This window comes from Micromonospora globosa (assembly GCF_000717585.1).
In the GTDB taxonomy this organism is placed as follows: Bacteria; Actinomycetota; Actinomycetes; order Mycobacteriales; family Micromonosporaceae; genus Micromonospora; species Micromonospora aurantiaca.
In genome coordinates, this window is record NZ_JNZR01000004.1 from 145,791 (window position 1) to 170,606 (window position 24,816).

Annotated in this window: 24 protein-coding genes and 1 tRNA gene; 14 read left to right on the forward strand and 11 right to left on the reverse strand. The window is 72.0% G+C overall.

Features of this window, described 5'->3' with window-relative positions; genetic code table 11:
• Nucleotides 1-2: 2 nt before the first annotated feature.
• Together IF06_RS0106700 and IF06_RS0106705 are read right to left on the reverse strand one after the other, a co-directional pair.
• Nucleotides 3-470 (reverse strand): hypothetical protein, encoded by a 468-nt coding sequence (locus IF06_RS0106700; RefSeq protein WP_030269636.1) that lies wholly within the window; start codon nt 468-470, stop codon nt 3-5.
• Between the two features lie 98 nt (nt 471-568).
• Nucleotides 569-856 carry a hypothetical protein gene (locus IF06_RS0106705; protein WP_013283297.1) on the reverse strand — a complete coding sequence of 96 codons (288 nt, stop codon included), beginning with the start codon at nt 854-856 and terminating at the stop codon, nt 569-571.
• Between the two features lie 627 nt (nt 857-1,483).
• Between IF06_RS0106705 and IF06_RS0106710 the strand changes: the two genes are divergently transcribed.
• From IF06_RS0106710 to IF06_RS0106720, 3 genes are all read left to right on the forward strand, one after another.
• On the forward strand, nt 1,484-2,365 hold the full coding sequence (locus IF06_RS0106710) for a helix-turn-helix domain-containing protein (protein ID WP_013283298.1): 882 nt from the start codon (nt 1,484-1,486) through the stop codon (nt 2,363-2,365).
• Complete coding sequence (locus IF06_RS0106715; protein WP_013283299.1) at nt 2,335-2,556, forward strand: DUF397 domain-containing protein; 222 nt, start codon at nt 2,335-2,337, stop codon at nt 2,554-2,556. Before IF06_RS0106710 ends, IF06_RS0106715 begins: the two co-directional genes overlap by 31 nt.
• A 149-nt stretch (nt 2,557-2,705) precedes the next feature.
• Nucleotides 2,706-3,104, forward strand: coding sequence for a hypothetical protein (locus tag IF06_RS0106720; RefSeq protein ID WP_013283300.1), 399 nt, complete (start codon nt 2,706-2,708; stop codon nt 3,102-3,104).
• Here the strand turns inward: IF06_RS0106720 and IF06_RS0106725 are convergent.
• The 4 genes from IF06_RS0106725 to IF06_RS0106740 form a co-directional block, all read right to left on the reverse strand.
• Nucleotides 3,072-3,674, reverse strand: a complete 603-nt coding sequence (locus tag IF06_RS0106725) for a hypothetical protein (RefSeq protein ID WP_013473359.1) — start codon at nt 3,672-3,674, stop codon at nt 3,072-3,074. The genes IF06_RS0106720 and IF06_RS0106725 overlap by 33 nt on opposite strands.
• 86 nt (nt 3,675-3,760) lie before the next feature.
• On the reverse strand, nt 3,761-4,567 hold the full coding sequence (locus tag IF06_RS0106730; protein ID WP_030269638.1) for a WecB/TagA/CpsF family glycosyltransferase: 807 nt from the start codon (nt 4,565-4,567) through the stop codon (nt 3,761-3,763).
• Nucleotides 4,564-5,673 carry an NAD-dependent epimerase/dehydratase family protein gene (locus IF06_RS0106735; RefSeq protein ID WP_030269640.1) on the reverse strand — a complete coding sequence of 370 codons (1,110 nt, stop codon included), beginning with the start codon at nt 5,671-5,673 and terminating at the stop codon, nt 4,564-4,566. Before IF06_RS0106735 ends, IF06_RS0106730 begins: the two co-directional genes overlap by 4 nt.
• A 71-nt stretch (nt 5,674-5,744) precedes the next feature.
• Nucleotides 5,745-5,830 (reverse strand) — tRNA-Leu (locus IF06_RS0106740).
• A 209-nt stretch (nt 5,831-6,039) separates the two neighbouring features.
• Between IF06_RS0106740 and IF06_RS0106745 the strand changes: the two genes are divergently transcribed.
• The 7 genes from IF06_RS0106745 to pknB are packed head-to-tail and all read left to right on the forward strand — an operon-like array spanning nt 6,040 to nt 14,993.
• Entirely contained in the window at nt 6,040-6,828 is a 789-nt protein-coding gene (locus IF06_RS0106745) for an FhaA domain-containing protein (protein ID WP_026267912.1), read from the forward strand.
• 6 nt (nt 6,829-6,834) lie between these two features.
• Nucleotides 6,835-7,320, forward strand: coding sequence for an FHA domain-containing protein FhaB/FipA (locus IF06_RS0106750; RefSeq protein WP_013283305.1), 486 nt, complete (start codon nt 6,835-6,837; stop codon nt 7,318-7,320).
• The gene (locus tag IF06_RS0106755; RefSeq protein ID WP_030269644.1) at nt 7,317-8,753 is read left to right on the forward strand and encodes a protein phosphatase 2C domain-containing protein; all 1,437 of its coding nucleotides are present in this window, start codon (nt 7,317-7,319) and stop codon (nt 8,751-8,753) included. The genes IF06_RS0106750 and IF06_RS0106755 overlap by 4 nt, the downstream gene beginning before the upstream one ends.
• Nucleotides 8,754-8,781: 28 nt before the next feature.
• Entirely contained in the window at nt 8,782-10,272 is a 1,491-nt protein-coding gene (locus IF06_RS0106760; protein ID WP_013283307.1) for an FtsW/RodA/SpoVE family cell cycle protein, read from the forward strand.
• A complete protein-coding gene (locus tag IF06_RS0106765) occupies nt 10,269-11,777 on the forward strand; it encodes a peptidoglycan D,D-transpeptidase FtsI family protein (protein ID WP_013283308.1) in 1,509 nt (502 codons plus the stop codon). The genes IF06_RS0106760 and IF06_RS0106765 overlap by 4 nt, the downstream gene beginning before the upstream one ends.
• A gap of 1 nt (nt 11,778) precedes the next feature.
• Nucleotides 11,779-13,164 carry a serine/threonine-protein kinase gene (locus IF06_RS0106770; protein ID WP_013283309.1) on the forward strand — a complete coding sequence of 462 codons (1,386 nt, stop codon included), beginning with the start codon at nt 11,779-11,781 and terminating at the stop codon, nt 13,162-13,164.
• On the forward strand, nt 13,161-14,993 hold the full coding sequence (gene pknB / locus IF06_RS0106775) for a Stk1 family PASTA domain-containing Ser/Thr kinase (protein ID WP_030269646.1): 1,833 nt from the start codon (nt 13,161-13,163) through the stop codon (nt 14,991-14,993). The genes IF06_RS0106770 and pknB overlap by 4 nt, the downstream gene beginning before the upstream one ends.
• A gap of 174 nt (nt 14,994-15,167) precedes the next feature.
• Here pknB and IF06_RS0106780 read toward each other — a convergent pair whose 3' ends face one another.
• From IF06_RS0106780 to IF06_RS0106795, 4 genes are all read right to left on the reverse strand, one after another.
• Nucleotides 15,168-15,818: an aminodeoxychorismate/anthranilate synthase component II gene (locus IF06_RS0106780; RefSeq protein WP_013473363.1), complete on the reverse strand. Its 651-nt coding sequence runs from the start codon at nt 15,816-15,818 to the stop codon at nt 15,168-15,170.
• Between the two features lie 5 nt (nt 15,819-15,823).
• On the reverse strand, nt 15,824-16,096 hold the full coding sequence (locus IF06_RS0106785; protein WP_030269648.1) for a hypothetical protein: 273 nt from the start codon (nt 16,094-16,096) through the stop codon (nt 15,824-15,826).
• Nucleotides 16,097-16,099: 3 nt separating this feature from the next.
• A complete protein-coding gene (locus IF06_RS34830; protein ID WP_030269650.1) occupies nt 16,100-17,017 on the reverse strand; it encodes a class E sortase in 918 nt (305 codons plus the stop codon).
• Between the two features lie 821 nt (nt 17,018-17,838).
• The gene (locus tag IF06_RS0106795) at nt 17,839-18,645 is read right to left on the reverse strand and encodes a DUF881 domain-containing protein (RefSeq protein ID WP_013283315.1); all 807 of its coding nucleotides are present in this window, start codon (nt 18,643-18,645) and stop codon (nt 17,839-17,841) included.
• Between the two features lie 230 nt (nt 18,646-18,875).
• Here IF06_RS0106795 and IF06_RS0106800 point away from each other — a divergent pair, with 230 nt between their 5' ends.
• Together IF06_RS0106800 and IF06_RS0106805 are read left to right on the forward strand one after the other, a co-directional pair.
• Entirely contained in the window at nt 18,876-19,139 is a 264-nt protein-coding gene (locus IF06_RS0106800) for a cell division protein CrgA (RefSeq protein WP_013283316.1), read from the forward strand.
• Nucleotides 19,140-19,319: 180 nt separating this feature from the next.
• Nucleotides 19,320-21,518: a (Fe-S)-binding protein gene (locus IF06_RS0106805; protein ID WP_030269653.1), complete on the forward strand. Its 2,199-nt coding sequence runs from the start codon at nt 19,320-19,322 to the stop codon at nt 21,516-21,518.
• 67 nt (nt 21,519-21,585) lie between these two features.
• Here the strand turns inward: IF06_RS0106805 and IF06_RS0106810 are convergent, their stop codons facing one another.
• Nucleotides 21,586-22,263: a GOLPH3/VPS74 family protein gene (locus IF06_RS0106810; RefSeq protein ID WP_232236633.1), complete on the reverse strand. Its 678-nt coding sequence runs from the start codon at nt 22,261-22,263 to the stop codon at nt 21,586-21,588.
• Between the two features lie 82 nt (nt 22,264-22,345).
• Between IF06_RS0106810 and IF06_RS0106815 the strand changes: the two genes are divergently transcribed.
• Entirely contained in the window at nt 22,346-23,653 is a 1,308-nt protein-coding gene (locus tag IF06_RS0106815; RefSeq protein WP_036310374.1) for a hemolysin family protein, read from the forward strand.
• Nucleotides 23,646-24,650: a hemolysin family protein gene (locus tag IF06_RS0106820; protein WP_013473368.1), complete on the forward strand. Its 1,005-nt coding sequence runs from the start codon at nt 23,646-23,648 to the stop codon at nt 24,648-24,650. The genes IF06_RS0106815 and IF06_RS0106820 overlap by 8 nt, the downstream gene beginning before the upstream one ends.
• The last annotated feature ends 166 nt before the right edge of the window (nt 24,651-24,816 follow it).

Below are 24,816 nucleotides of genomic sequence, written 5' to 3' on the forward strand. Positions count from 1 at the left end.
GATCACCACTGGCGTCTGCGGGTGCCGACCAGGCCCAGCCCGGCCAGCGAGATGGCGAGCCCGAGCAGCCCGGAGTAGAACAGCGACCGGCTGAGGTCGTCGGTGGCGCCGGTCGGCCGTTCGGCGAGCGCGCCCTCGCCGCCACCGGCGCCCGCGGCCGGTTCGTCCTCGTCCTCCGCCGGGTCGGTGGCGGCCCAGCCGTCCTCGTCGTCCGACCCGTCGGAGTGGGCGGCATCGGACTCGGCGGCATCGGAGTCGGCCGTGCCGGACTCCGTCCGGCCGTTCTCACCGGCAACGGTGATCTCCGGGGCCGGTACGGGCTCGGCGAGCTGCTGGGTGGCGGAGAAGGCGGGATGACGTACCGCGAGCGCGAGCGCGGTCGCGGTGACGAGGAAGAGGAAGAGCCCGAGGGCATAGCCGATACGGGACCGGTGGTGCCGCCGCGCGGCGGGCAAGTTGACCATGACCATCCCAGGTTCAGGGTCCATGGCGCGCGGGGTGGAACGTGCCGGGGTGGGCGTACCGATTCTATGGCGACGGCACGCCCTCCCGACCGGGAATCGTGAGGTCAGCCGACCCGGACCGGGGTCCGGACCGCCGGGCGGCGAGCCGTCCGCACGGTGTGCTGACGCGGAGCCGGCGCGGCTTGGAGCTGCCGCAACCCCTCCTGGAGTACGAAGATCGACCTCCGGTTGACCGCGTCCCCCGCCGCGTTCAACTCGTAGCCGTCGAGCCAGAGCCAACCGTCGTAGGTCGGCCAGTCGAGCACCCGGATCACCCGGAACATGATCGGTCGGAGGAACTGGACACTCGCCGCGCGAGTCACGTGCAGTACGTCACCGGAGCGGGGAAGCACATGGGCTCCTGGGAAGTCGGCCGGCGGGACCGGCGAGGCTGAACGGGGGGTCAGGTGCGGTCCGGTGACGGGGGGTCTGCCTCGTGGACCGGCGGTCGGTGGGTCGGTGCTGGTCGGGCCGTACCCGCGGTGGCGGACCGCCACCCGACCATCACCCGGCTGCTCCCGGTTACCGCTCCCGTCGCCGCAGCCAAGCTGGCGTACAGCGACGGGGTCTTCATTCCGGGGCAGGTCGCAGGGCGCGGGACGGCTCCCCTCCGGCCGTCCCACGGACCGTGGTGCCACCACGCCCGGAGATCAAGCGAAGACGGTGAGTAACCCGTGCCATACGGACAGACTGCATCAGGGACGTGCGACATGCAAGTTGCACGTGGAGTTTTGCTGATAGGTGAGTCGGACACGCAAACGGCGAAACTTGAAGCGTCAGGTATCGGAGCGGCACACTGGACGCCGGTTTCGCCCGTCGCGGCCGGTCGACGACCGGCACCACCCCTGCCGCGAACGCACACCCGCCGCCCGCCGGTCGCGCCCGCGGTGGGAGCCGAACCGGGGCGCGACCGACCGGAGGTAGCCGGGTGACTGTGAAGCGTGGTCCCGCAAGCCGATGGACGGCACCGAGGTGACTCCGTGAGCGAACGGCGCAGCCCGACCATCCGGCGGCGCCGGCTGGGGGCGGAACTCCGCCGGCAGCGGGAGGCGGCGGGCATCACCATCGAAGTCGTCGCCGAGCAGCTGGAGTGCTCGGCGTCCAAGATCTCCCGGATCGAGACCGGCCACACCACGGCGACGCCGCGCGACGTACGCGACATGCTCCGCATCTACGGGGTGGTCGGCGCGGAGAGCGACGAGCTGGTGCAGATCGCCCGGGAGGCTCGGCAGAAGGGCTGGTGGCATCCGTACAGCACGGTGCTCGTCGGCGCGTACGTCGGCCTGGAGGCGGCGGCCAGCTCCATCCGCGCGTACGAGCAGCAGGTGGTGCCGGGTCTGCTGGAGACCGAGGAGTACGCCGGTGCGATGATCCGGGCGGCCCGGCCGGACTTCACCGACGAACAGGTCGACCAACGGGTGCGTGTCCGTCTGGGCCGTCAGTCGTTGTTGACGCAGGACGATCCGGTCGATCTGTGGGTGGTGCTCGATGAGGCGGTGCTGAGCCGGCCGGTTGGCGGCGACGTGGTGATGCGTGGCCAGCTCAAGCGGTTGGTGGAGGTGGCCGAACTGCCGAACGTGACAGTGCAGGTCCTGCCCTTCGAGGTGGGAGCGCACGCCGGCATGGACGGGACCTTCACGATCCTCAGCTTCCCCGAGCCGAGTGATCCCGATGTCGTGTACGCGGAGAACGCCACGGGTGGGCTCTTCCTGGAGAAGAGTGACGAACTGCAGAAGTACAGCTTCATCTTCGATCACATTCGAGCAGCGGCCATGCGCCCGGAGGAGTCCATCGCACACATCGCGAAACTGGCAGAGGAGCCACTGTGGAAATGGCGACCAAGGAGTTCCCCGTGGACCTGACGCAGGCGACGTGGTTCAAGAGCTCGAAGAGCGGGCCGAACTGCGACAACTGCGTCGAGGTCGCGTACGTGACCGGGGCGGTCGGGGTGCGGGACTCGAAGGACAAGACCGGCCCGGCTCTGGTCTTCGCACCGGGCGACTGGCACGCCTTCGTCGCCCGCGCCCGGAACGGCGTGTTCGGCCGGAGCTGACCGGCACCGAGATGTGGTCCCGCCCGGCAGCGTCGCCGGGCGGGACCATTCGCGTCCGCGTGCCCGTGCGGCGGCGGGCACCCGTCGCCAGTTCCGATCCGCCTCGTTGAACCGCACGGATCGGCAACCGAACAAGGCAGGCGAGACGGATGACGACGATCGGTTCAGAGAACCTCACCAGCGGCCCGGGCAAGCCCGAGCGGTTCGGTGGCAAGTACCGGGGTGCCCGCCGGGACACCGTCCTCACCGAGGTGGTCTCCGGTGACGGCGAGGACGCCCGCGAGAGTGGCGTCCCCGAGCAGGCCACGGCGCCGCTGTCCCTGCCGTCGCTGGACCCCAACCCGCTGACCGAGCCGTCCTTCCCGCCGAGCGGCTGGCCGGTCGAGCAGCAGGAGTCCCTGGTGGACCACCCGCTGCTGCGCGGCCTGCTGATGGAGCTGCCCCCGAAGGGCAGTGTGCCCCCGCCCGGCTGGCTGGACCGCTGGTTCGAGGCGACCCGGGCGATCCTGGAACTGCTATACGTGCAGGGCGCGAGCCGGTCGCGCTGACACCGCCTCGGCGGCCGGCATCGCCCGCTCGGCGAGCCGGTTGTGCCGGAGCGCGTGGCGTACTCCGATCGCGCACACGCCGAGCACCCCGACGGTGATCACCGGTCCGGCGACGCCCGGCGCGGTGAACAGGTCGACGCCGATCGCCGGCAGCACCGCCACCAGCACCGCGATCGCCGTCGCCTGGAGCGGCAGCGCGATCAGCGGGTGCGCTGCCGCCGCGCGCAGCCCGTGCGGGGCGGGCGTCTCCGGCGCCGCCGCGAACGCGCCCGCGCCGGACCGCAGCCGCCGGACACGCCGTACCGTGCAGACCGCCACGACGGCCGCCGGCACCGCGGCGACGCCGAGCGCGGCGGCGGCCCGGTCCACAGTGGTGTCACCGGCGCTCTGCAGGCCCGCGGCGAGGACCGCCGCGGTGAGCGCGAGGCCGGTCAGCACCAGGACGGACAACCATCCGGTACGCCGGCGCAGCGCGCGGGCGCGGTCCAGCCCGGGCAGGCCCTCCGCGACCAGTCCGGCGGCGAGCCAGACGGCGGCGACGGGAAGCAGCAGGGCGAGACGGTCATCCATGGCCCCTAGCCTTGCCCGTTTCGACGTCCGCCGAATCCGGGACGGCACCCCGGTTCGTCCCGTACCCGTGCCCGTAGGGGTACGGCTCAGACGTCGAACGTGGCCGGTCGCCCGGTGGCCGGCGCCGGCGGGGTGGCCTTCCACAGGCCGGTCTTCTGGGCCGCGAGCCGGGCCAGGTAGGCCGGGTTGAGGATGACGTACCTGCGCCACAGGCGCTTGGGCTCCAGGCCGAGCCGCCAGAACCACTCCAGCCCGGCGCGCTGCATCCACGGTGGCGGGTTGCGCAGCAGGCCGGCGTGGTAGTCGAAGGCCGCGCCGACTGCCATCAGCGGCATGTCCAGCAGCGGGCGCATCGCGTACGCGAAGACCTCCTGGCGCGGACAGCCCAGCCCGACCAGGACGAGGCGGGCGCCGCTGGCCCGGATCCGGTCGGCGATCTCGGCGTCCTCGCCCGGCGCGACGGCGCGGAACTTGGACGGCTCGACCCCGGCGACCTTCAGCGCGGGAAACTTGCGCTCCAGCGCCGGGACCAGCCGGGACAGCGTCTCCTCGGTGGAGCCGTAGAGGTAGACGGGCAGCCCTTCCTCGGCGAACCGGGCGAGCACCCGCAGGGTCAGCTCCGGGCCGTAGACGCGGTCGGTGAGCCCGGCGCCGTGCAGCAGGTTGAGTGCCCAGCGCACCGGCTGCCCGTCCGGGGTGACCACGTCGAACGAGTTGAGCCGGGCGTTGTGCGCCGGGTCGAGCACGCCGGTCATCACGCCGTGCACCGCCAGCGCGGTGAGCGCCAGCGGGCGGCGCTCGTGCGCGGCCGCCACCACGGCCTCGGTGGCCCGGGCGTAGTCGGTGGCGTCGACCCCGACGCCGAGCACGTTGCGCTTGGTCCCGGTGGTCATGCCTTCGGCACCCACTTGTCGGCGTTCGCCTCGTAGATCTCGCGGAGGATCATCGGCACGTCGTACGTGATCTTCCAGGACGGGTAGTGCTCCTCGAAGCGGGCCATGCTGCTGACGTACCACTGGTGGTCGCCGGTGCGGGCCTGCTCGACGTAGTTGATCCGGGCCTCGCGGCCGGTGATCTCCTGGGCGACCCGGAACGCCTCGATGTGCGAGGTGTTGGAGTGCCGGCCGCCGCCGAGGTTGTAGACCTGGGCCGAGCGCGGCTCCCGGAAGAACGCCTCGAACGCGGTGAGGACGTCGTGCGAGTGGATGGCGTCCCGGACCATCTTCCCCTTGTAGCCGAAGAGGTTGTACGTCCGGCCCTCCATCACGCAGCGCATCAGGTACGCCAGGAAGCCGTGCAGCTCGGCGGCGGAGTGCGCCGGGCCGGTCAGCGTGCCGCCCCGGAAGCAGGCGGTCCTCATGTCGAAGTAGCGGCCGTACTCCTGGACCATCACGTCGGAGGCGACCTTCGAGGCGCCGAAGATCGAGTGCAGCGACTCGTCGATCGACATGTCCTCGGTGATGCCGTCGTACCAGCGGTGGTCCTCGGGCAGCTCGTACCGGGTCTCCAGCTCGATCAGCGGGAGCGAGTTCGGCCGGTCGCCGTACACCTTGTTGGTGGAGCAGTGGATGAACGGCGCGTCGACGGCGTGCCGCCGGGTGTTCTCCAGCACGTTGAGCGTGCCGCCGGCGTTCACGTCGAAGTCGGTGAACGGCTCCTTGGCGGCCCAGTCGTGGCTCGGCTGGGCGGCGCTGTGGATCACCACGGCGATGTCCTTGCCGTACCGCTTGAAGACCTGCTCCAGCCCGTCGCGGTCGCGGATGTCGACGGCGTGGTGGGTGTACGCGGATCCGAGGTCGGCGGCGAGCCGGTCGAGGCTCCAGGCGGTCGAGCCGTCCTCGCCGAAGAAGTACCGCCGCATGTCGTTGTCGATGCCGACCACGTCGAGACCGAGTCCGGCGAAGTGCCGGGCCGCCTCGGAGCCGATCAGACCGCCGGAACCGGTCACCAACGCGACAGTCACACGCCACTCCTGGTCCATGGGAGGCAGGGAAACCATCGGAGCATAGCGTGACGTCCGGAACGCCCCGATACGAAGCAAGGGCCCCGCTGTGTGCGGAGCCCTTGTCCTGGTGGGGATGGGGGGAGTTGAACCCCCACGTCCTTTCGGACACACGGACCTGAACCGTGCGCGTCTGCCATTCCGCCACATCCCCGTGGCACGACCTGGAACACCATATCGCATCCCGCGCCCGCCATCTGCGGCGGGTGCCGGGACATATTACGCTGTCCACTGGTCACGCCACGAACGATCACCGCTCGTGGCGGGCGAAACTTTAGCACGCTCGCGGGCCTGGTCACGAACGGGCCGACGGCAGCCGGCCGAGCGGCGTGTGAGCTGCGGAGGCGGTGTCCGGATACCATCATTGCCTCGGGACCCGAGGAGGAGCCGGTGAGCGTGCTGCAACGCTTCGAGAAGCGTCTGGAAGGCCTGGTCGAGGGGGCCTTCGCCAAGGTCTTCAAAGGGGTGGTCCACCCCGTGGAGATCCTCAACGCCATGCAGCGGGAGGCCGAGGCGCACAAGGCGATCCTGGCCGGTGGGCGCACCCTTGTGCCCAACCGCTACGTGATCGATCTCTCGCCCTACGACCACAGTCGGCTGGCGCCGTACGCTGCCGCGCTGGCCCAGGAGCTGGCCCAGTCGCAGGCGGAGTTCATCGGCGAGCAGGCGTGGACGGTCTACGGCGACGTGATCGTCGAGGTCGAACGCGGTGAGGGCCTGGACACCGGCATGTTCCGGGTCACCGCCGAGGTCTACACCGGCGGGGACGTCGCCCCGGTCTCCGCGCCCGGCGGCTACGACGCCGGCCCGGCGTACCCGGCGTACGACCAGGGTGGCGGCTACGGCCCTCCGCCCGGTCACGGCGGCGGCCGCAACGTCCGCCTGGTCTCCGGCGACGGCCGCACCTACCCCCTCCAGATGGGCTCGACCGTGATCGGCCGAGGCGACCAGGCCAACCTGCGCCTGCCCGACGTCGGCATCTCCCGGCGCCACGCCCGGCTGGACTTCGACGGCGGCCAGGTGGTGCTGACCGACCTGGGTTCCACCAACGGCACGATGGTCAACGGCCAGCGGGTCTCGGCGGTCGCCCTCAACCCCGGCGACATGATCCAGCTCGGCACCACGACGCTGACCTTCCGCGTGGACGGCTGATCCGCGTTGCCGGAACTCGTCATCACCGTCGCCCGGTTCGGGTTCCTGATCCTGCTGTGGATCTTCGTGTTCACGGTGGTCGGCGTGATCCGCCGGGACCTCTTCGCCGGTGCCCGGTCGGGCCGGCTCGTGGCCGCGCCGCGGGGGATCGGCGCGTCGACCGGGCAGCCGGGGAAGCCGGCGAAGGCCAAGCGCGGCCGGGCCGCCCACCAGCTGGTGGTCACCGCCGGTCAGCTCGCCGGCACCCGGATCACGCTCGGGGAGGCCCAGATCACCATCGGCCGCGCGGAGGACTCGACCCTGGTGATCACCGACGACTACGCCTCGGCGCGACACGCCCGGCTGGTGCCCCGCGACGGGCAGTGGTACGTCGAGGACCTCGGATCGACTAACGGCACCTATCTCGATCGCGCTAAGGTCACCGGACCAACCCCCGTCCCCCTCGGCGTGCCGATCCGGATCGGCCGCACTTCCCTCGAATTACGGCCATGACTCTGACCCTGCGCTACGCGGCCCACAGCGACCGCGGTCTGATCCGAGACGGTAATCAAGATTCCGTCTACGCCGGACCGCGGCTGCTCGCCGTGGCCGACGGCATGGGCGGCATGGCCGCCGGTGACGTCGCCAGCAACATCGTCATCGGTGCCATGGCGCCCCTCGACGAGGACGTCCCCGGTGACGCCCTGGTCGACGCGCTCCGCTCCGCCGTGGGCACCGCCAACCAGCAGCTCCGCGACACCGTGGACGCCAACCCGCAGCTGGAGGGGATGGGCACGACGCTCACCGCGACCCTCTTCTCCGGCAGCAAGCTCGGCATGGTCCACATCGGTGACTCCCGGGCCTATCTCCTGCGCAACGGCGAGTTCGCGCAGATCACCAAGGACGACACGTACGTCCAGATGCTCGTCGACGAGGGCCGGATCAGCGCGGAGGAGGCGAGCAGTCACCCCCAGCGCTCGCTGCTCACCCGGGCGCTCGACGGCCGCGACATCGACCCGGAGTACAGCGTCCGCCAGGTGTTGCCCGGCGACCGCTACCTGATCTGCTCCGACGGGCTCTCCGGCGTGGTCAGCGCGGAGACCATCGCGGACACCATGCGGGAGTACCCCGACCCGCAGCGGTGCGTGGAACGCCTGGTGCAGCTCGCGCTGCGCGGCGGCGGCCCGGACAACATCACGGTGATCATCGCCGACGCCACCGACCAGGACATCGTCGAGGCGTCCCCGATCGTCGGCGGCGCCGCCGCCCGCGACCGGGGCATGGCGACCTCGGCCGACGACTCCACCCCGGCGGCCCGCGCCTCGGCGCTGTCCGCCCCCCGGCCACCCGCGCCGGAGGAGCCGGCGGACAACCGCGACGACGAGCCGGAACGGCGTCGCCGCCGGCCGCTGCGCACCGTCGCGATGGTGCTGGCGCTCGCGGTGATCGTCGGCGGTGGCGCGTTCGGCGGGTGGACGTACACCCAGCGGCAGTTCTACGTCGGCGCCACCGACGACGGCCAGCTCGCGGTCTTCCGCGGGGTGCCCGGCCAGGTCGCCGGACTGGACCTGTCGAACGTGCACGCGCGCAGCGAGGCCCGGCTCGACGACCTCACCCTCGCCGCCCAGGAGCGGGTGAAGCAGGGCATCCAGGCCCGCAACGAGCCGGACGCGGAGCGCCGGCTGGCGGAGCTGACGAGTGAGGATCCGGCGAACCCGAACCTCAAGCCGCTCTGCCCGCCCGACCCGTCGCCCGGTGCGACCAGTCCGAGCCCGGCAGCGGGCGGGCTGAACCCGCAGGTCAGCGGCAGTCCCGCACCGTCCGTTCCGCCGGCCGGCTCACCGAGCCCCGGCGCGTCGACGCCGCTGACGACCATCACGCCCGACGCCGTACCCTCCGACACCGTTCCGCCGGCCGACCCGGCGGGTTGCCGGTCGCCGGAGTGAGTGCCGGCTCGATCCCGAGGACGTATCCGTGACCGCAGCCGCCGTACCGGCCGCCTCGCCCGCTTCGACGGGCGAGGAGTCCGGCGTACGCCTGGCCCGGTCCCGGCGCAACGCCGAGCTGTCCCTGCTCCTGCTCGCCATGGTGCTCGTCGCGGCGTACGCGGCGATGATCGAGGCGAAGGCGCTGGACACGATCACGCCCGACTTCTGGATCCCGGCCGCCGCGCTGGGGCTGGTCTTCCTCGGTCTGCACCTGGTGATCCGCTGGCTGGCGCCGTACGCCGATCCGGCGCTGCTGCCGGCGGTGGCACTGCTCAACGGCATCGGGGTCGGCTTCCTGCGCCGCTACGACCTGGCCAAGGCCACGCCCGCCGAGCGGGAGGACCTGGCCGTCTTCGCCGGCACCGGCGGCCGGCAGCTCGCCTGGACGCTCGCCGCGGTGGTGCTCGCCGCCGCTCTGCTGGCGATCCTGCGCGACCACCGTTCGCTGTCCCGGTACGCGTACACGCTGGGCCTGGCCGGCATCGTGCTGGTGATGATCCCGGCGGTGTTGCCCAGCCGGTTCTCCGAGATCAACGGCGCGAAGCTGTGGATCAAGTTCGGCGGATTCTCCATCCAGCCGGGTGAGTTCGCCAAGCTGGCGCTGCTCACGTTCTTCGCCTACTACCTGGTGCGCAAGCGCGAGGTGCTCTCGCTCGCCAGCCGGCGGGTGCTGGGCATCGACTTCCCGCGCGGGCGAGACCTCGGCCCGGTGCTCGTGGTCTGGCTGGTCAGCCTCCTGGTCCTGATCTTCGAGAAGGACCTCGGCACCTCGCTGCTCTACTTCGGCATGTTCGTGGTGACGCTCTACATCGCCACCGAGCGGGTCAGCTGGCTGCTCATCGGCCTGATCCTGTTCTTCGGCGGCGCCTACCTGGCGTACGTGCTGGGCAGCACCGTGGGCGGCCCGTTCGCGAACTTCTACGACCGGGCGCAGATCTGGCTGGACCCGTTCGCCGAGCCGTACGACAGGGGCTACCAGCTGGTGCAGGGTCTGCTCACGCTCGGCACCGGCGGCCTGTTCGGGGCCGGGCCGGGCGGCGGCCAGCCGGCGCTGCTGCCCGAGGTGCAGACCGACTTCATCTTCGCCGGCATCGGTGAGGAGATCGGCCTGTTCGGTCTCTCCGCGCTGCTGGTGATCTACCTGCTGATCGTCGAGCGTGGCCTGCGTGCCGCGCTGGCGGTACGGGACTCGTTCGGCAAGCTGCTCGCCGGTGGTCTGGCGTTCACGCTGGGCCTCCAGGTCTTCGTCATCGTCGGCGGCATCAGCAAGCTCATCCCGCTGACCGGTCAGACCACCCCGTTCCTGTCCGCCGGTGGCTCCTCGCTGATGGCGAACTGGCTGCTGATCGCCCTGCTGCTGCGGGTCTCGGACGGCGCCCGCCGCCCGGTGACCGGCGGCGGTGGCCCGGCCGCCCGGCCGGCAGGCGGCCCGCCCGAGCAGTTGCACGGCGCCCCGACGGAGGTGATCCGGCCGTGAATGCCCCTCTGCGCCGCGTCGGCGTGGTCGTGATGGTCCTGTTCGGGCTCCTGTTCGCGAACCTGAACTGGATCCAGGCCTACAAGGCCGACGAGTACCGCAACAGCGACTACAACGGCCGGGTCCAGGTCGCCGAGTACGACCGCAAGCGCGGGAACATCGAGGTGGGCGGCACCGCGTACGCGGTCAGCAAGGAGACCGGCGGTGAGCTGAAGTACCAGCGCACCTACCCGGGCGGGGCGATGTACGCGCACGTGCTCGGCTGGAAGCCGGTCAACGGCAGCGCGAGCGGCATCGAGCGGGTGGAGAACGACTTCCTCGCCGGCACCAGCGACGCGCTCATCGCCAGCCGGATCAAGGACATGTTCACCGGTGACGAGACCGGTGGCGGGAACGTGCTGCTGACGCTCTCCAAGCGGGCCCAGGAGACGGCGTACAAGCAGCTCAACGACAACCAGGTCGGCGCGACCAAGGGCGCGGCCATCGCGATCGACCCGCGTACCGGCGCGGTGCAGGCGCTGGTGTCCATGCCGAGCTTCGACCCGAACCCGCTGGCGAGTCACAACAGCACCGAGGCGGACCGGGCGTACAACACGCTGGAGAAGGACAAGGACCGGCCGCTGGCGAACCGGGCGCTGTCCGAGACGCTGCCGCCGGGCTCCACCTTCAAGATCATCATGGCGGCGGCGGCGCTGGAGAACGGCGTCGGGCAGCAGACCCGCATCCCGGCCGGTTCCAGCTACACCGCGCCCGGCGCCGGCCAGCCGATCCGCAACGCCGCGCCGTCGATCTGCCCCGAGTCGCAGGTGACGCTGCGCGAGGCGGTGACCGAGTCCTGCAACACCGGCTTCGCCCAGCTCGGCGTACGCCTCGGCTCGGACAAGGTCAAGGAGAAGGCCAAGCAGTTCGGCTTCGAGCAGGAGGACCTCACCGTCGGCCAGCTCGGTGAGGGCGGCCTGCCGGTGGCGGCCAGCCGCACCGGCGACATGCAGAACCCGGACGGCAGCACCGACCAGGCCGCTCTGGCGCAGTCGTCGATCGGCCAGAACAACGTGCGGATGACCCCGTTGCAGGGCGCGATGATCGCCGCCGCGGTGGCCAACAAGGACGGCAAGCAGATGCGTCCGTACCTGGTCAAGCAGCTGCTCGGGCCGGACCGCACCACCGTCTACGACGCCGCCCAGCCGCGCGAGCTGCGCCGCCCGATCAGCGGCCAGGTCGCCGCCGACCTGCGCGACATGATGCAGAACGTGGTGAAGGAGGGCACCGGCCGCCGGGCCGCCATCGACGGCTTCCTGGTCGGCGGCAAGACCGGTACCGCCCAGTCCGGCCCGAACACCCCGGACCACGGCTGGTTCATCGGCTTCGCCCTGGACAAGGACGGCACGCCGCTCTCCGCGGTCTGCGTCGAGCTGGAGCAGGCGGGCAGCGGCGGCAGCGCCGAGGCGGCCCGCATCGCCGGCCGGATCATGGCGGCGGCGATCGCCGACTCCGGGAGGCGCTGACGTGCTCGGTCCGGGAGTGAAGCTCGGCAACCGCTACCGCCTCGACGAGCGGATCGCCAGCGGTGGCATGGGCGACGTGTGGCGCGGCACCGACCAGGTGCTGGGCCGTACCGTCGCGGTGAAGAGCCTGCTCCCGGCGCTGCTGGACGAACCGGGCTTCGCCGAGCGGTTCCGCGGCGAGGCCCGGACCATGGCCACCATCAACCACCCCGGCGTGGTCGACGTCTACGACTTCGGCAGCGACCAGCACATCGCCTTCCTGGTGATGGAGTACGTCGAGGGCGACGCGCTCTCCGCCACGCTCAGCCGCGTCGGCCGGCTGACCCCGGCCCGCACGATGGCACTGCTGGCGCAGGCCGCCGACGCGTTGCACGCGGCGCACGAGAAGGGCATCGTGCACCGCGACGTGAAGCCCGGCAACCTGCTGGTTCGGCCGAACGGCACGCTCGTGCTCACCGACTTCGGCATCGCCCGCTCGGACCTGGTCGGCCAGCTCACCGCCGCCGGCTCGGTGCTCGGCACCGCCTCGTACATCTCGCCGGAGCAGGCCACCGGCGCTGTCGCCACCCCCGCCTCGGACGTCTACGCGCTGGGCGTGGTCGCGTACCAGTGCCTGGCCGGCCGCCGTCCGTTCGAGGGGGACAACCCCCTCGAGATCGCCATGAAGCACGTACGGGACACTCCGCGGGCGCTTCCGGCCGACATCCCGCCCCAGGTCCGGGCGATCGTCGAGCGGGCCATGGCGAAGGATCCGGCCGCGCGCTGGCCGAGCGCCGCCGCGCTGGCGAGCATCGCCCGGCAGGCCAAGCTCGCACTCTCCCAGGCGGCCCGCTCCGGGCACCCGATCTCCGGCGTACCCGCCTCGCCTGCCGCGCCCGTCGCGCGGGCGCAGGTGCCCACCGCCGCTCCGCGTCCGCAGCCGCCGGCCGCCGCCCCGCGCCCGCAGCCCCGGCCGCCCGTGTCACCGGCCCGCCCGCCGGTCGCCGCGCCGCGCCCGGCCGTGATCGCGCACCCCGCCCCGCAGCCCCGTCCGCCGGTGGCGCCGCGCGGCGCGGCCCCCGTCCCGCAGCCACGCCCCGTGCCCCAGCACAACCCCCTGGGGTACGCGCGACCGCCCGCCGCCGCTCCGCCCCGGCGCTCCCGGTCCGGGCTGTGGACGACGGCGATCGTGGTGGCCGTACTGGTCATCCTCTGCTCGGGCGTGATTTCGTTCCTGTACCGGAAATACGGTGCTACCGCATCCGCTTCGGCGAGTGTGAGCGTGACCTCCGGCGCGGTGCAGCCGTACGGAGGCGACTATCCGGTCCGCACGTCGTACCGTCGTGAGGTACGCCTCCTGCCGGCCGGCGGCGGTACGACGACGAGCGAAGGACGAGAGACGCGATGACAGCGCAGGCCCGCCTGCTCGGTGGCAGGTACCAGGTCGGCGAGCTGCTGGGCTACGGCGGCATGGCCGAGGTGCACCGCGGCCGTGACCTCCGGCTCGGGCGGGATGTCGCGATCAAGATGCTCCGTGCCGATCTGGCCCGGGATGCCACCTTCCAGATGCGGTTCCGCCGTGAGGCGCAGAACGCCGCGTCGCTCAACCACCCGGCCATCGTCGCCGTCTACGACACCGGTGAGGAGACCGCCCCCACGGGCGAGACCCTGCCGTTCATCGTGATGGAGTTCGTCAACGGCCGGACCCTCAAGGAGGTCCTCGGCGTCGAGGGGCGGCTCCAGCCGCGCCGGGCGCTGGAGATCTGCGCCGACATGTGCGCCGCGCTGGAGTTCAGCCACCGGCACGGGATCATCCACCGGGACATCAAGCCCGGAAACGTGATGCTCACCCAGACCGGCCAGGTCAAGGTGATGGACTTCGGCATCGCCCGGGCGCTCGCCAGCGGCGCCACCACGATGACGCAGACCAGCGCGGTCATCGGCACCGCACAATACCTCTCCCCCGAGCAGGCGCGCGGCGAGGCGGTCGACGCCCGCTCCGACGTCTACGCGGCCGGCTGCGTGCTGTTCGAGCTGCTCTGCGGCCACCCGCCGTTCGTCGGGGACAGCCCGGTCAGCGTCGCGTACCAGCACGTGCGGGAGCAGCCGCCGACGCCGAGCACGATCAACCCGGACGTCAACCCCGCTGTCGACGCCATCGTGCTCAAGGCGCTGTCGAAGAACCCGCTCAACCGCTACCAGAGCGCCGGCGAGATGCGGGCGGACCTGCTCCGCGCCGCCGCCGGCCGGCCGGTGCTCGCCACCCCGGTGATGCCGGCCGAGGAGACCATGCCGATGGGCGCCGCCGCGGGCGGCTACCACCAGGCGCAGCAGACCCAGATGATGGGCCCGCAGACCCGCCAGCAGCCGGTGGCGCGGGTCGGCGACCCGGGCAAGCGCAAGAGCTCGTCCTGGGTCATCGCCGCGTTCGCCACCCTCGGCGTGCTCGCGGTGATCGCGCTCGGCACGGCGCTCTGGCTCAACCAGGCCGGCAACGAGAAGGTGTCGGTGCCGCAGTTGGTGGGCCGTTCGCAGGCCGAGGCGCAGGCGGCGCTCAACCAGGCCGGGCTGCGTTTCACCGCAGGTGACCCGGTGCAGAACACCACCTGCGAGAAGGGCTCGGTGGTCGACCAGAGCCCGTCGTTCGGCCAGCGGGTGGAGAAGGACACCGAGGTCACCGTCAACGTCTGCACCGGCCCGGGCCAGGTCACCATCCCCACTGGCCTGAAGGGCAGCACCAAGGATGCCGCGCAGACGCGTCTGCGCGAGCAGAAGCTCGTTCCCGTCGTGGAGGAAGTGAACAACAGCGCGCCGAAGGACCAGGTCGTCGACGTTTCCCCCAATGAGGGCAGCCCGGTCGCCGAGGGCAGCAAGGTGACGCTCAAGGTCTCCCGGGGCAACGTGAGCGAGGTGCCGAACGTCCGCGGCTACACCGAGGACCAGGCGACGCAGCGGCTCAAGGAGGCCGGCTACGAGGTCCGGGTCCAGGAGGGCGACGAGGTCGACCCGGCCGAGGCGGGCAAGGTCAGCAGCCAGTCACCCCGCGCGGGGACCAGCCTGGCCAAGGGCGAGCGGGTGACCATCCGGGTCGACGTGCCGCGCGAGGAGGAGCCGACCAGCCCGACGCCGAGCGGCTCGCCCAGCACGTCCCCGAGCACGCCGGGCAACGGCGGCGGCAACGGCGGCGGCAGTGGCTTCCCGTTCCCGCCGGTGGCCCCGACGCGTACCGACCGCTGAGCAAGACCTGAGCACGACGCGGCGGCGTCCCCGACCCCCGGGGCCGCCGCCGCGCCCATTCTCGCGACGATCATGAAGTTGGCGGCGCAAGGCGTCCGATTTATCCCCGCCAACTTCATGATCGACCGAGAAAGGGCGGGCGGGACCGCGCCGGGTGAGAAGCGGGCGGGGGCGTCAGGCTGGGGAGAAGGCGGCCTGACGGCGGGCGTCGACCTCGGCGGCCAGTTCCGGGGCGCGCTCCAGCGCCGCGGGGAAGCCGCAGGCGGCGAGCCAGTTCGCCAGCATCAGGTGACCGCCCTCGGTCAGCACCGACTCGGGGTGGAACTGCACGCCCTCGATCGGCAGCGTGCGGTGCCGCATCGCCATCACCACGCCGGAGGCGGTCCGGCCGGTGACCTCCAGCTCGTCGGGGAGCGTCTCGGGCAGTACGGCGAGCGAGTGGTAGCGGGTGGCGGTGAACGGGTCGGGCAGACCGGCGAGCACGCCCACGCCGTCGTGGCGTACCTCCGAGGTCTTGCCGTGCAGCAGTTCCGGCGCGCGGGCCACAGTCGCGCCGAATGCCTCGCCGATCGCCTGGTGACCGAGGCAGACGCCGAAGATCGGGAGCTTGCCCGCGTACTCGCGGATCACGTCCAGGCAGATGCCGGCCCGGTCCGGACTGCCCGGCCCGGGTGACAGCAGGACACCGGCGGCGCCGGCGCGGCCCACCTCGGCGACGTCGATCTCGTCGTTGCGCCGCACCTCGCAGTCGGCGCCGAGCTGGCCGAGGTACTGCACGAGGTTGAAGACGAACGAGTCGTAGTTGTCGATCACCAGTACGCGCATCGCTGTCACCTGTTCGGGGTGGAGGGTGGGGCGTTGTTCGTCTCGGTGCTGTACGGCAGCTCCTCCTCGCCGGGCAGCCCGGTCGGCTCGGTGATCCCACCGTTACCCGGTACGCCGGAGTCCTGGGTGACCTGCACGTCGTCGAAGGGCAGCAGCGGCTCGGCCCACGGGAAGACCACGAACCAGAGCAGCGCGACGGTGGCGGTGGCCAGCACCAGCGAGCCGAACAGCTTGCCGGGCAGCCCGAACGGGAGTTTGCGCCAGATCCACGAGTACACGGCTCACGCCTCCAACTCGGCCGGGCGGCCCGCCGACTTGGCCTGCGTGTGGTCGAGCCGGGCGTGGATGATCAACCGCTGGTAGTTGTCGAACTTCGGGTTGCAGGTGGTGAGCGTCAGCAGCTTCTCGGTGGGCTTCTGACCCGGCTTGCCGGGCACCGGCGCGACCACCTCCACCTGGGACGGCTTGACGATCCGCTGCTGGTATACCCGGTAGACGAGCCACTCCGTCTTGGTCTCGACCACTATCGCGTCGCCGGCCTTCATCTCGTCCAGCCGCCAGAACGTGGAGCGGATCCGGTGGCCGGCGACGGAGAAGTTGCCCACCTCGCCGGGCATGGCACTGTCCGGGTAGCGGCCCGGCGCGTACCGGATGTCCTCCGGGCTGACCCCCTCGACCACCACCCAGTGCTTGTCGAACTTGGGGATGTAGAGGCCGGCGACCGGCCTGCCCTCCGCCGGTGGCTTCGGCTTCACCGTCGGCCCGGTGGTCGGGCCGACGGTCGGGTCCGCCGCCGCGTCCCACTCCTGGGCGAGCTGGCTGTTCAGGTCGCTCTGGTGGGCCTCGACGATGACCGCCTTGCCCCAGATCTCGTACCCGGCGAAGAGAAGCACCACCAGCCCGAAGGTGATCAGCAGCTCGCCGGTGCCCCGCACGACGGTGCGCAGCCGGGAGCCGACGGTGGGGCGGGTCAGCTCGGAGTAGACGCTGCGGTATCCGTCGCCGGTCTGCTCGGGCCGCAGTTGCACCACCCGCTCGCCGCGCCGAGGGCGGGGCGGCTCGGCGGGCGGTTCGGCGCCACCACCACCACCACCACCACCACCGCCGTCGCCGGTGTCAGGCACCGGGGGCACCGCGCCCATCAGCCCGGTGGCGTCCAGGTGGGGGTCCGCGGGTGGGCGGGTGACGGCGGGCAGCACCGTCGTCGCTCCGGGGTCGGCCGGAGGGTTCCGGTCCGCGCCGGCCGGCCCGCCGAGAGGGGGTACGCCGGGCGGCCGTCCCTCACCCCCCGCCGGTCGGCGACCGTCCTCAGGCGGGCGTCCGCCGGCCTCCCACGGGCGGGTGCCGTTCTGCGGTGGCTGTCCACCGCGGCCACCACGCTCGGGCGGGATCGCCCCACCTGTGGAATGGCGGACGGCGTACTGCTGCCCCGCCGGTCCGTACCCCTCCGGTCGCGACTGGCGCTCGCCCGGCCGGTGTGCGACGTCGCCGGGTGCGGCCGGGCGCATCCCGGGAGCGGGACCACCCCGGGGCGCCGCTCCGTGGGGCGCGGGGCCGTTCTGCGCCGGCCCGTGGGGCGCGGGGCCGTTCTGCGCAGGCCCGTGGGGCGCGGGGCCGTTCTGCGTAGGGCCGTGGTGTCCGGCGCCCTGGTGCGCCGGGCCGGCCGGGTGGGGCGTACCCCTGGGGGGAAGCTCGCTCGCCGGGGGGCGGAACCGGGGGTCGGCCTCGGGGCGGGAGGCGCTCGCCGGTTGATGCGCCTGACTGCCCGGCCACGGCGGCGGCGGAGCGACCGGCGGGGCGGTCCGTGGCGGGGCGGACGGCGGTTGGCCGGTCCGTGACGGCGCGGGCTGGCGGGTGTCCCGGCCGTGTCGGGCCGGGGCGGTGTGGGCCGGGCCGGCGTCGGGCCAGGGCAGGTGGAGCGGCTGTGGCGACGCCGGGGCCGGACGCTCGACCCGGGGGAGGAACGCTGTCGGCTCCTCCTGGCGGTCGTGGCCGGTGCGTTCCCGGGGGTCGCCGCCGGTCACCGGGGCACCGTCGCCGATTGCAACGCGGTGGAGTCCTCGAACGCCGGCACGGTGACGGTGGAGACGCGCTCGACGTACCCGAGTTGGTAGTGGTCGGCCACTTCCTTGAACACCCGCACTCCCTCAGAGGCGGCGAGCGCCCGCTGGAGTTCCGCGGGATCGCCGATTGCCACGATCTTGAAAGGAGGGGAGTACACCCGGCCGTGCAGCAGCAGGGTGTTACCGACGCAGCGTACCGCGCTGGTGCTCAGCACGCGGACGTTCATGATTGACATGGCCTCCGCGCCGCCGGCCCAGAGCGCGTTGACCACCGCCTGGACGTCGCCCTGGTGCACCACCAGGTCGTCGTTGCTGGCGCCCTTCGGCAGCGGCTGGTCGGGCCGGCGGTCGGCGTCGTTCAGCTCGACAGTCACGCCGCTGCCGGTGAGCGCTGTGAACCCGGCGCCCTGCCGGCTGGCGGCGGCCCGGTCCCGCTCGGTCTTGATCGGCCCGTCGGCGCCGGCGAGCGCTTCGGTCTGCTCCTCCACCTCGGCCCGGAGCCGGGCGGCCTTCGCCTCGCTGGCGGCGACCTCCTCGCGGCGGTCCTCGATCAGCTGGGTCAGCTGAGGCCGGCGGTCCTCACGCAGGGAGGTGCCGCCCGCGGTGGTGGCGGTGGTGGTGAACAGCAGACCGGCCGCGGCGGCGATCAGGGGTACGCCGACGGACCAGCCGGGGCGGCGCTGGCGTGCGCGCCGGGGCAGCAGGGCGGCTGCCGCGCGGCGGAGGACCTTCTGCCAGGAGGCGGCGCCGGACGTGTACTCCACCGGGCGTTCCCTTTCCCGTCGTCTCGTTCCGGCCCGCGCCGGTGCGAGCCGACCTGCTCGACCCGGAAAGTCCGCTCTTTCCGGTTACTGAGTGCACCGGCCTGGCCCCATTCGTGGCCTGGACGGTCCGTCCGGACTACGCTAGCTGTCGAACATTATTGGCCATGGACCGTCGCCCTCGCGCCCGGTTGTCAGGCCGGACGAGGTCGTACCCCCCTCTGGAGAGCGTCGTGCCCAAGTCTCAGGTCCGCAAGAAGAAGGTGTACACCCCGCCGACGGACGTACGTCCGACGGCGACGGCGTCGACGCGCAAGCCTAGCCCGATCTGGCTGCCGGTCACGGCGGTCACGCTGATCGTGGCGGGCATCGGCTGGCTGGTGCTCTACTACCTGTCCGAGCAGGCGTACCCGGTCGCCAGCTGGGGTTACTGGAACCTCGCCGTGGGCTTCGGCGCGATGGTCTCGTCGCTGATCCTGCTCTCCCGCTGGCGCTGATCCGGCGCTGCCCCACCCCGGCGTAGGTCACGCCACGCCGCCCCTGCCCGGCGCTTCGGCGCCGGTCCACCTAAGGTGTGCGCAGGGCGGCGTGGCCTGGTGCGAGAAGACTCACGTTACTGCTGGGTAACCTTGCGCGTAGGCTGCACGGACAAAGCAGCAGACCGGGAGGCCAACTCGATGGGCAGCGTCCAGATCGTCACCACGATCCTCGCGGCCGCCATCACCGCCGTTGCGGTGTGGCTTGCGGTGCGCGCGGTCATGAAGATGACCGCCGTCATCCGGCTCGGCCAGCCCGCGCCGGAGCGGTTCGGCGACAAGGGCGCGCGTACGAAGAAGATGCTGGTGGAGACCGCCGGTCACACCCGCATGCTCAAGTGGAGCGTGGTCGGCGCCGCCCACTGGTTCGTGATGGTCGGCTTCATCGTGCTGTCGCTGCTGGTGCTGGAGGCCTACTTCGAGGTCGTCTCCACCGGCGGTGGGCTGCCGATCATCGGGCACTGGACGATCTTCGGTCTGGTCACCGAGTGGATCGGCATCCTCGGCCTGGTCGGCATCCTGGTGCTGATGGCGATCCGGCTGCGCAACCGGCCCGGCCGCGCGGAGAACCGCTCCCGGTTCACCGGCTCGACCATGTGGCAGGGCTACTTCGTCGAGTGGGTCGTCCTGCTGGTCCTGATCTTCGGGTTCGTGATCCGGGGCTTCAAGGTCGCCACCGACCACTTCGAGTACCCGGTCTGGGCCGCCCCGCTCAGCCACGCGGTCGGCTCGGTCCTCCCGGACTGGGAGGCGGGCGTCAGCGTCGCCGCGCTCATCAAGATCGCCATTTCGATGACCTGGCTCATCGTGATCTCGCTGAACGTCACCATGGGCGTGGCCTGGCACCGCTTCCTGGCCTTCCCGAACATCTTCTTCAAGCGCGACCCGGAGAAGCCGGCCGGTTCCGGCCTGGGCCCGCTGCGCCCGATGACCAGCGAGGGCAAGCCGCTGGACTTCGAGGAGGCCGACCCGGAGAAGGACCAGTTCGGTGTCGCCCAGGTCGAGCAGTTCACCTGGAAGGGCCTGCTCGACTTCAGCACCTGCACCGAGTGCGGTCGCTGCCAGTCGCAGTGCCCCGCCTGGAACACCGGCAAGCCGCTGTCGCCGAAGCTGCTGGTGCTGAGCCTGCGTGACCACGCGTACGCCAAGGCGCCGTACCTGCTGGCCGGTGGCGGCAGGGACCTCACCGGCGAGGAGAAGGCCACGCAGGAGCAGCTGGCCGGCGTGGACGTGCTGGCCATGGCCGAGGCGGACCGGCCGCTGATCGGCACCGCCGAGGAGGGCGGTGTCATCGACCCGGACGTGCTCTGGTCCTGCACCACCTGCGGCGCCTGCGTCGAGCAGTGCCCGGTCGACATCGAGCACGTGGACCACATCGTCGACATGCGCCGCTACCAGGTGCTGATCGAGTCGAGCTTCCCGTCCGAGGCCGGCGTCATGCTCCGCAACCTGGAGAACAAGGGCAACCCGTGGGGCGCCCCGCAGAACACCCGCGAGGACTGGACCAAGGGCCTCGGGTTCGAGGTGCCGCGCGTCGGCGAGGTCGACGACTTCGAGTACCTCTTCTGGGTCGGCTGCGCCGGCGCGTTCGAGGACCGGGCCAAGAAGACCACCCGCGCGGTCGCCACGCTGCTGAACGAGGCGGGCGTCAAGTTCGCCATCCTCGGTGAGGGCGAGACCTGCTCCGGCGACCCGGCGCGCCGCATCGGCAACGAGTTCGTCTTCCAGATGCTGGCCCAGCAGAACGTCGAGACGCTGAACGAGGCGTTCGAGGGCCGGGAGAAGAGCAAGCGCAAGATCGTCGCCACCTGCCCGCACTGCTTCAACACCCTGGGCAACGAGTACGGCCAGCTCGGCGGCGAGTTCGAGGTGGTGCACCACACCCAGCTGCTGGCCCACCTGGTCAGCGCCGGCAAGCTCACCCCGGTGCAGCCGGTCGACGGCGGCGTGACCTACCACGACCCGTGCTACCTGGGCCGCCACAACCGGATCTTCGCCGCCCCGCGCGAGGTGCTCGGCGACTCGATCCAGGGCGAGCTGACCGAGATGCCGCGTAACAGCGAGCGCTCCTTCTGCTGCGGCGCCGGCGGCGCCCGGATGTGGATGGAGGAGAAGATCGGTAAGCGGATCAACGTGGACCGGGTCGAGGAGGCCATGTCCACCGGGGCGAAGACCATCGCGGTCGGCTGCCCGTTCTGCTCGACGATGCTCAACGACGGCGTGAACGGCAAGGGCGCGGGCGAGCAGGTCGAGGTGGTCGACGTGGCGAGCGTGCTGCTGCGCTCGGTCAAGCCGGAGGCCCCGGCCGGTGAGCCGGAGGTCGCGCCGACCGCGAGCTGAGGCGTACCCCGGCAGGAAGCCGGACCACGACGGCGGCGGCACCCGTGCGGTGCCGCCGCCATCGCTTTCAGCTGGTCGTGGTGGTCATGATGGCGGCGCTCGTCCCGGCCGTCATCGCGACCATAAGCGCGGCCTGCATCTCCTCGATCGCCTTCTTGACGGCGGCCGATGCCCAGTCACCGGCGGCGATCTCGTCGATGCGCGCCTTGACCCGCTCCTTCGGCAGCTCGCGGAAGATCTTGCGGTCCAGGCCGACCGCGCGGGTCAGCGTGAGCAGCGCGGCGGTCCGGGCGTCGACCGGGCCGTCGCCGGTGAGCGCCGCAGCCATCCGCTCCCGGGCCGCCGTCTCCACCGCCGGCTCCGCGCCGGTCGGCGAGGGATAGCGGGTACGCGGGAAGACCAGCAGCACCCGGTCGGACTCCCGGCGCAGGATCCCGGCGTCGACGAGCCCGCCGAGCACCCGGTCCGGCAGGCCCTTGGCGAGCTTGCCGATCCAGTCCTTCGGCTTGCGGGGGCGGCCCGATCCGACAGTCGTCAGCGCCTCGTCGAGCAGCGGCACGCCGGTCGGGGTGGGGTCGGTGACGACGAGCCGCTTGTCCGCCACCTCCACCCGGCCGGCCAGTGCCAGTTCCAGCAGCACCGCCCCGGCGAGGCCGTAGCCGAGGTGCGGACTGCCGAGCCGGTTCGTGCCGCCGTCGTCGTACGCGAGCAGGACCAGTTCGTCGGTGAGCAGCAGACCGTCCATGCGCACCACGCTACGGGGGGTCCGCCATCGGCGCGCGCGTGCCACAATCACGCGCATCGACGGCCTTCTGCTTCTGACGCTGCTGCCCCTGGTCGGTTTTGTGCTGCTGACCGCCGGCAACGCCTTCTTCGTCGCGGCCGAGTTCGCCCTGGTCACCGTCGACCGGGCGGAGATCGACAGGCGGGCCGACGAGGGCGACGGCCGGGCCGCCACGGTCCGCCGCGCGCTGCGTGAGCTGTCCTTCCAGCTCTCCGGCGCGCAGCTCGGCATCACGCTCACCGCGTTGCTCACCGGCTACCTGGCCGAGCCCGCCCTGGCCCGGCTCTTCGCGCCGCTGCTGCACCCGCTCGGCGGCGCGGAACGCTTCTCCGGCCTGCTCGCGCTGGCGCTGGCCACGCTCATCTCGATGCTGTTCGGCGAGCTGGTGCCGAAGAACCTGGCGCTGGCCCGCCCGATGCCCGCGGCGCTCGCCACCGCCGCGCCGATGCGGGCCTTCTCCCGCACCTTCGGCTGGCTGATCCGGCTGCTGAACGAATCAGCGAACCGGCTGGTGCGCCGCCTCGGGGTGGAGCCGCAGGAGGAGCTGGCGAGCGCCCGGTCCCCGGAGGAGCTGGGCCTGCTCGCCGCCATCTCGGCCCGGGCCGGCGCGCTGCCGCCGGACACCGCGATGCTGCTGCGCCGCACCATCCGCTTCGGCGACAAGCGGGCCGCCGAGGCGATGACGCCCCGGGTGGACGTGACCGCGTTGCGCGCCACCACGACTGTGGCGGAGTTGCTGGAGGCGTCCCGGCGGACCGGCCGGACCCGGTTCCCGGTCTACGAGGAGACGCTCGACCTGGTCACCGGCGTCGCCGGGGTGCCCGACGCGCTGGGGGTGCCGCTGGCCCGCCGCGCGGCCACCACTGTCGCCGCCGTGGCCCGGGAACCGGTGTACGTCCCGGAGAGCCTGAACCTGAACGGGGTGCTGGCCGCGCTCAAGGCCGCCGGGGCGGACCTGGCGATCGTGGTGGACGAGTACGGCGGCACCGACGGCGTGGTGACGGTGGAGGATCTGGTCGAGGAACTGGTCGGGGAGATCGCCGACGAGTTCGACCCGGACGCGGTGGACGGCTTCGGGCCGGTGGAGCTGACGGTGCCCGGTGGCGAGCGCACAGTCCTGACCGACGGCGTGCTGCGCGCCGACGAGCTGGTCGAGCAGACCGGGTTCCGGCTGCCCGACGGGCCGTACGAGACGCTCGGCGGGTTCCTCATGGCGCGGCTCGGCCACATCCCGGTGCCGGGCGAGGCGGTCGACGAGGCCGGGTACGAGTTCACTGTGGTGGAGGTCGACCGGCACCGGATCGAACAGGTGCGGGTGGTACGCCCCGAGGAGCTCGACGGCGGTGCCTGAACTACTCGTCGCGGTGGGGTTGCTGCTCGGCAACGCGTTCTTCGTGGGCAGCGAGTTCGCGCTGATCGCCTCCCGCCGTACGGTCATCGAACCGCTGGCGGCGACGTCGAAGCGGGCCCGGCTGGCGCTGGCGGCCATGAACCAGATCCCGCTGATGATCGCCGGGGCGCAGCTCGGCATCACCGTCTGCTCGCTCGGCCTCGGCGCGATCGCCGAGCCGGCGCTGGCGCACCTGCTGGAGCCGGCGTTCGCCGCGCTGGGGCTGCCCGCCTCGGCGGTGCACCCGGTGTCGTTCGTCATCGCGCTCGCGGTGGTGGTGTTCCTGCACACGGTGGTCGGCGAGATGGTGCCGAAGAACATCACGCTCGCCGGGCCGGAGCCGTCGGCGCTCTGGCTCGGCCCGGCCATGCTGGCGTTCTGCCTGGCCACCAAGCCGCTGCTGCTGGCGATGAAGTGGGCGTCCCGGCAGGTGCTGCGGTGGTGGCGGGTGGAGGCGACCGATGCGGTGAAGACCGTGTTCACCGCCGAGGAACTGGCCGGGCTGGTGTCCCAGGCGCGTACCGAGGGGTTGCTGGACGCCGAGGAGCACGCCCGGATCACCGGCGCGCTGGCCCTGCACAGCCGTACCGCGGCGGACGCGCTGCAACCCTGGTCCACGGTGACCACGGTGGCCGAGGACGTCTCACCGGCGTCGCTGGAGGTGCTGGCGACCCGTACCGGCCGGTCCCGCTTCCCGGTGGTGCAGCGGTCCACCCGCCGGGTGCTCGGTTTCGTGCACGTCAAGGACGTGCTCGGGTACGCCGGGGCGAGCCGCCGCGCGCCCGTGCCGGCCGAGATCTACCGGCCGCTGGCTGTGGTGCCGCCGGACCGTACGCTCGCCGATCTGCTGCTGGCGATGCGCCGCGAACGCCGCCACATGGTGCTGGTCAGCGACGGACGCAGGCCGATGGGTGTGGTGACGCTCGACGACGTATTGACAGCCATCGTCGGAAGATGAATTGAATACCCTTGGTGTGCAACCGATTGCGGATACGTGATTGAACAAAGGGTCGCCTTGATTCCATCGGACGCCTTCCCTAATGTGAGGCACCGACCGCTGTGGGTCGTCTGCCTCGACCTTCCCTCTCGCGAGGCGCCCGGCGGTCGGTTGCAAAGGAGTCCGT

Bases quoted from the DNA above. Each gene is read 5' to 3' on its own strand.
- IF06_RS0106700 (WP_030269636.1), bottom strand. From the start codon at position 470: ATGGTCATGGTCAACTTGCCCGCCGCGCGGCGGCACCACCGGTCCCGT.
- IF06_RS0106715 (WP_013283299.1), top strand. From the start codon at position 2,335: ATGGCGACCAAGGAGTTCCCCGTGGACCTGACGCAGGCGACGTGGTTC.
- IF06_RS0106720 (WP_013283300.1), top strand. From the start codon at position 2,706: ATGACGACGATCGGTTCAGAGAACCTCACCAGCGGCCCGGGCAAGCCC.
- IF06_RS0106725 (WP_013473359.1), bottom strand. From the start codon at position 3,674: ATGGATGACCGTCTCGCCCTGCTGCTTCCCGTCGCCGCCGTCTGGCTC.
- IF06_RS0106730 (WP_030269638.1), bottom strand. From the start codon at position 4,567: ATGACCACCGGGACCAAGCGCAACGTGCTCGGCGTCGGGGTCGACGCC.
- IF06_RS0106735 (WP_030269640.1), bottom strand. From the start codon at position 5,673: ATGGTTTCCCTGCCTCCCATGGACCAGGAGTGGCGTGTGACTGTCGCG.
- IF06_RS0106755 (WP_030269644.1), top strand. From the start codon at position 7,317: ATGACTCTGACCCTGCGCTACGCGGCCCACAGCGACCGCGGTCTGATC.
- pknB (WP_030269646.1), top strand. From the start codon at position 13,161: ATGACAGCGCAGGCCCGCCTGCTCGGTGGCAGGTACCAGGTCGGCGAG.
- IF06_RS0106780 (WP_013473363.1), bottom strand. From the start codon at position 15,818: ATGCGCGTACTGGTGATCGACAACTACGACTCGTTCGTCTTCAACCTC.
- IF06_RS0106805 (WP_030269653.1), top strand. From the start codon at position 19,320: ATGGGCAGCGTCCAGATCGTCACCACGATCCTCGCGGCCGCCATCACC.
- IF06_RS0106810 (WP_232236633.1), bottom strand. From the start codon at position 22,263: ATGGACGGTCTGCTGCTCACCGACGAACTGGTCCTGCTCGCGTACGAC.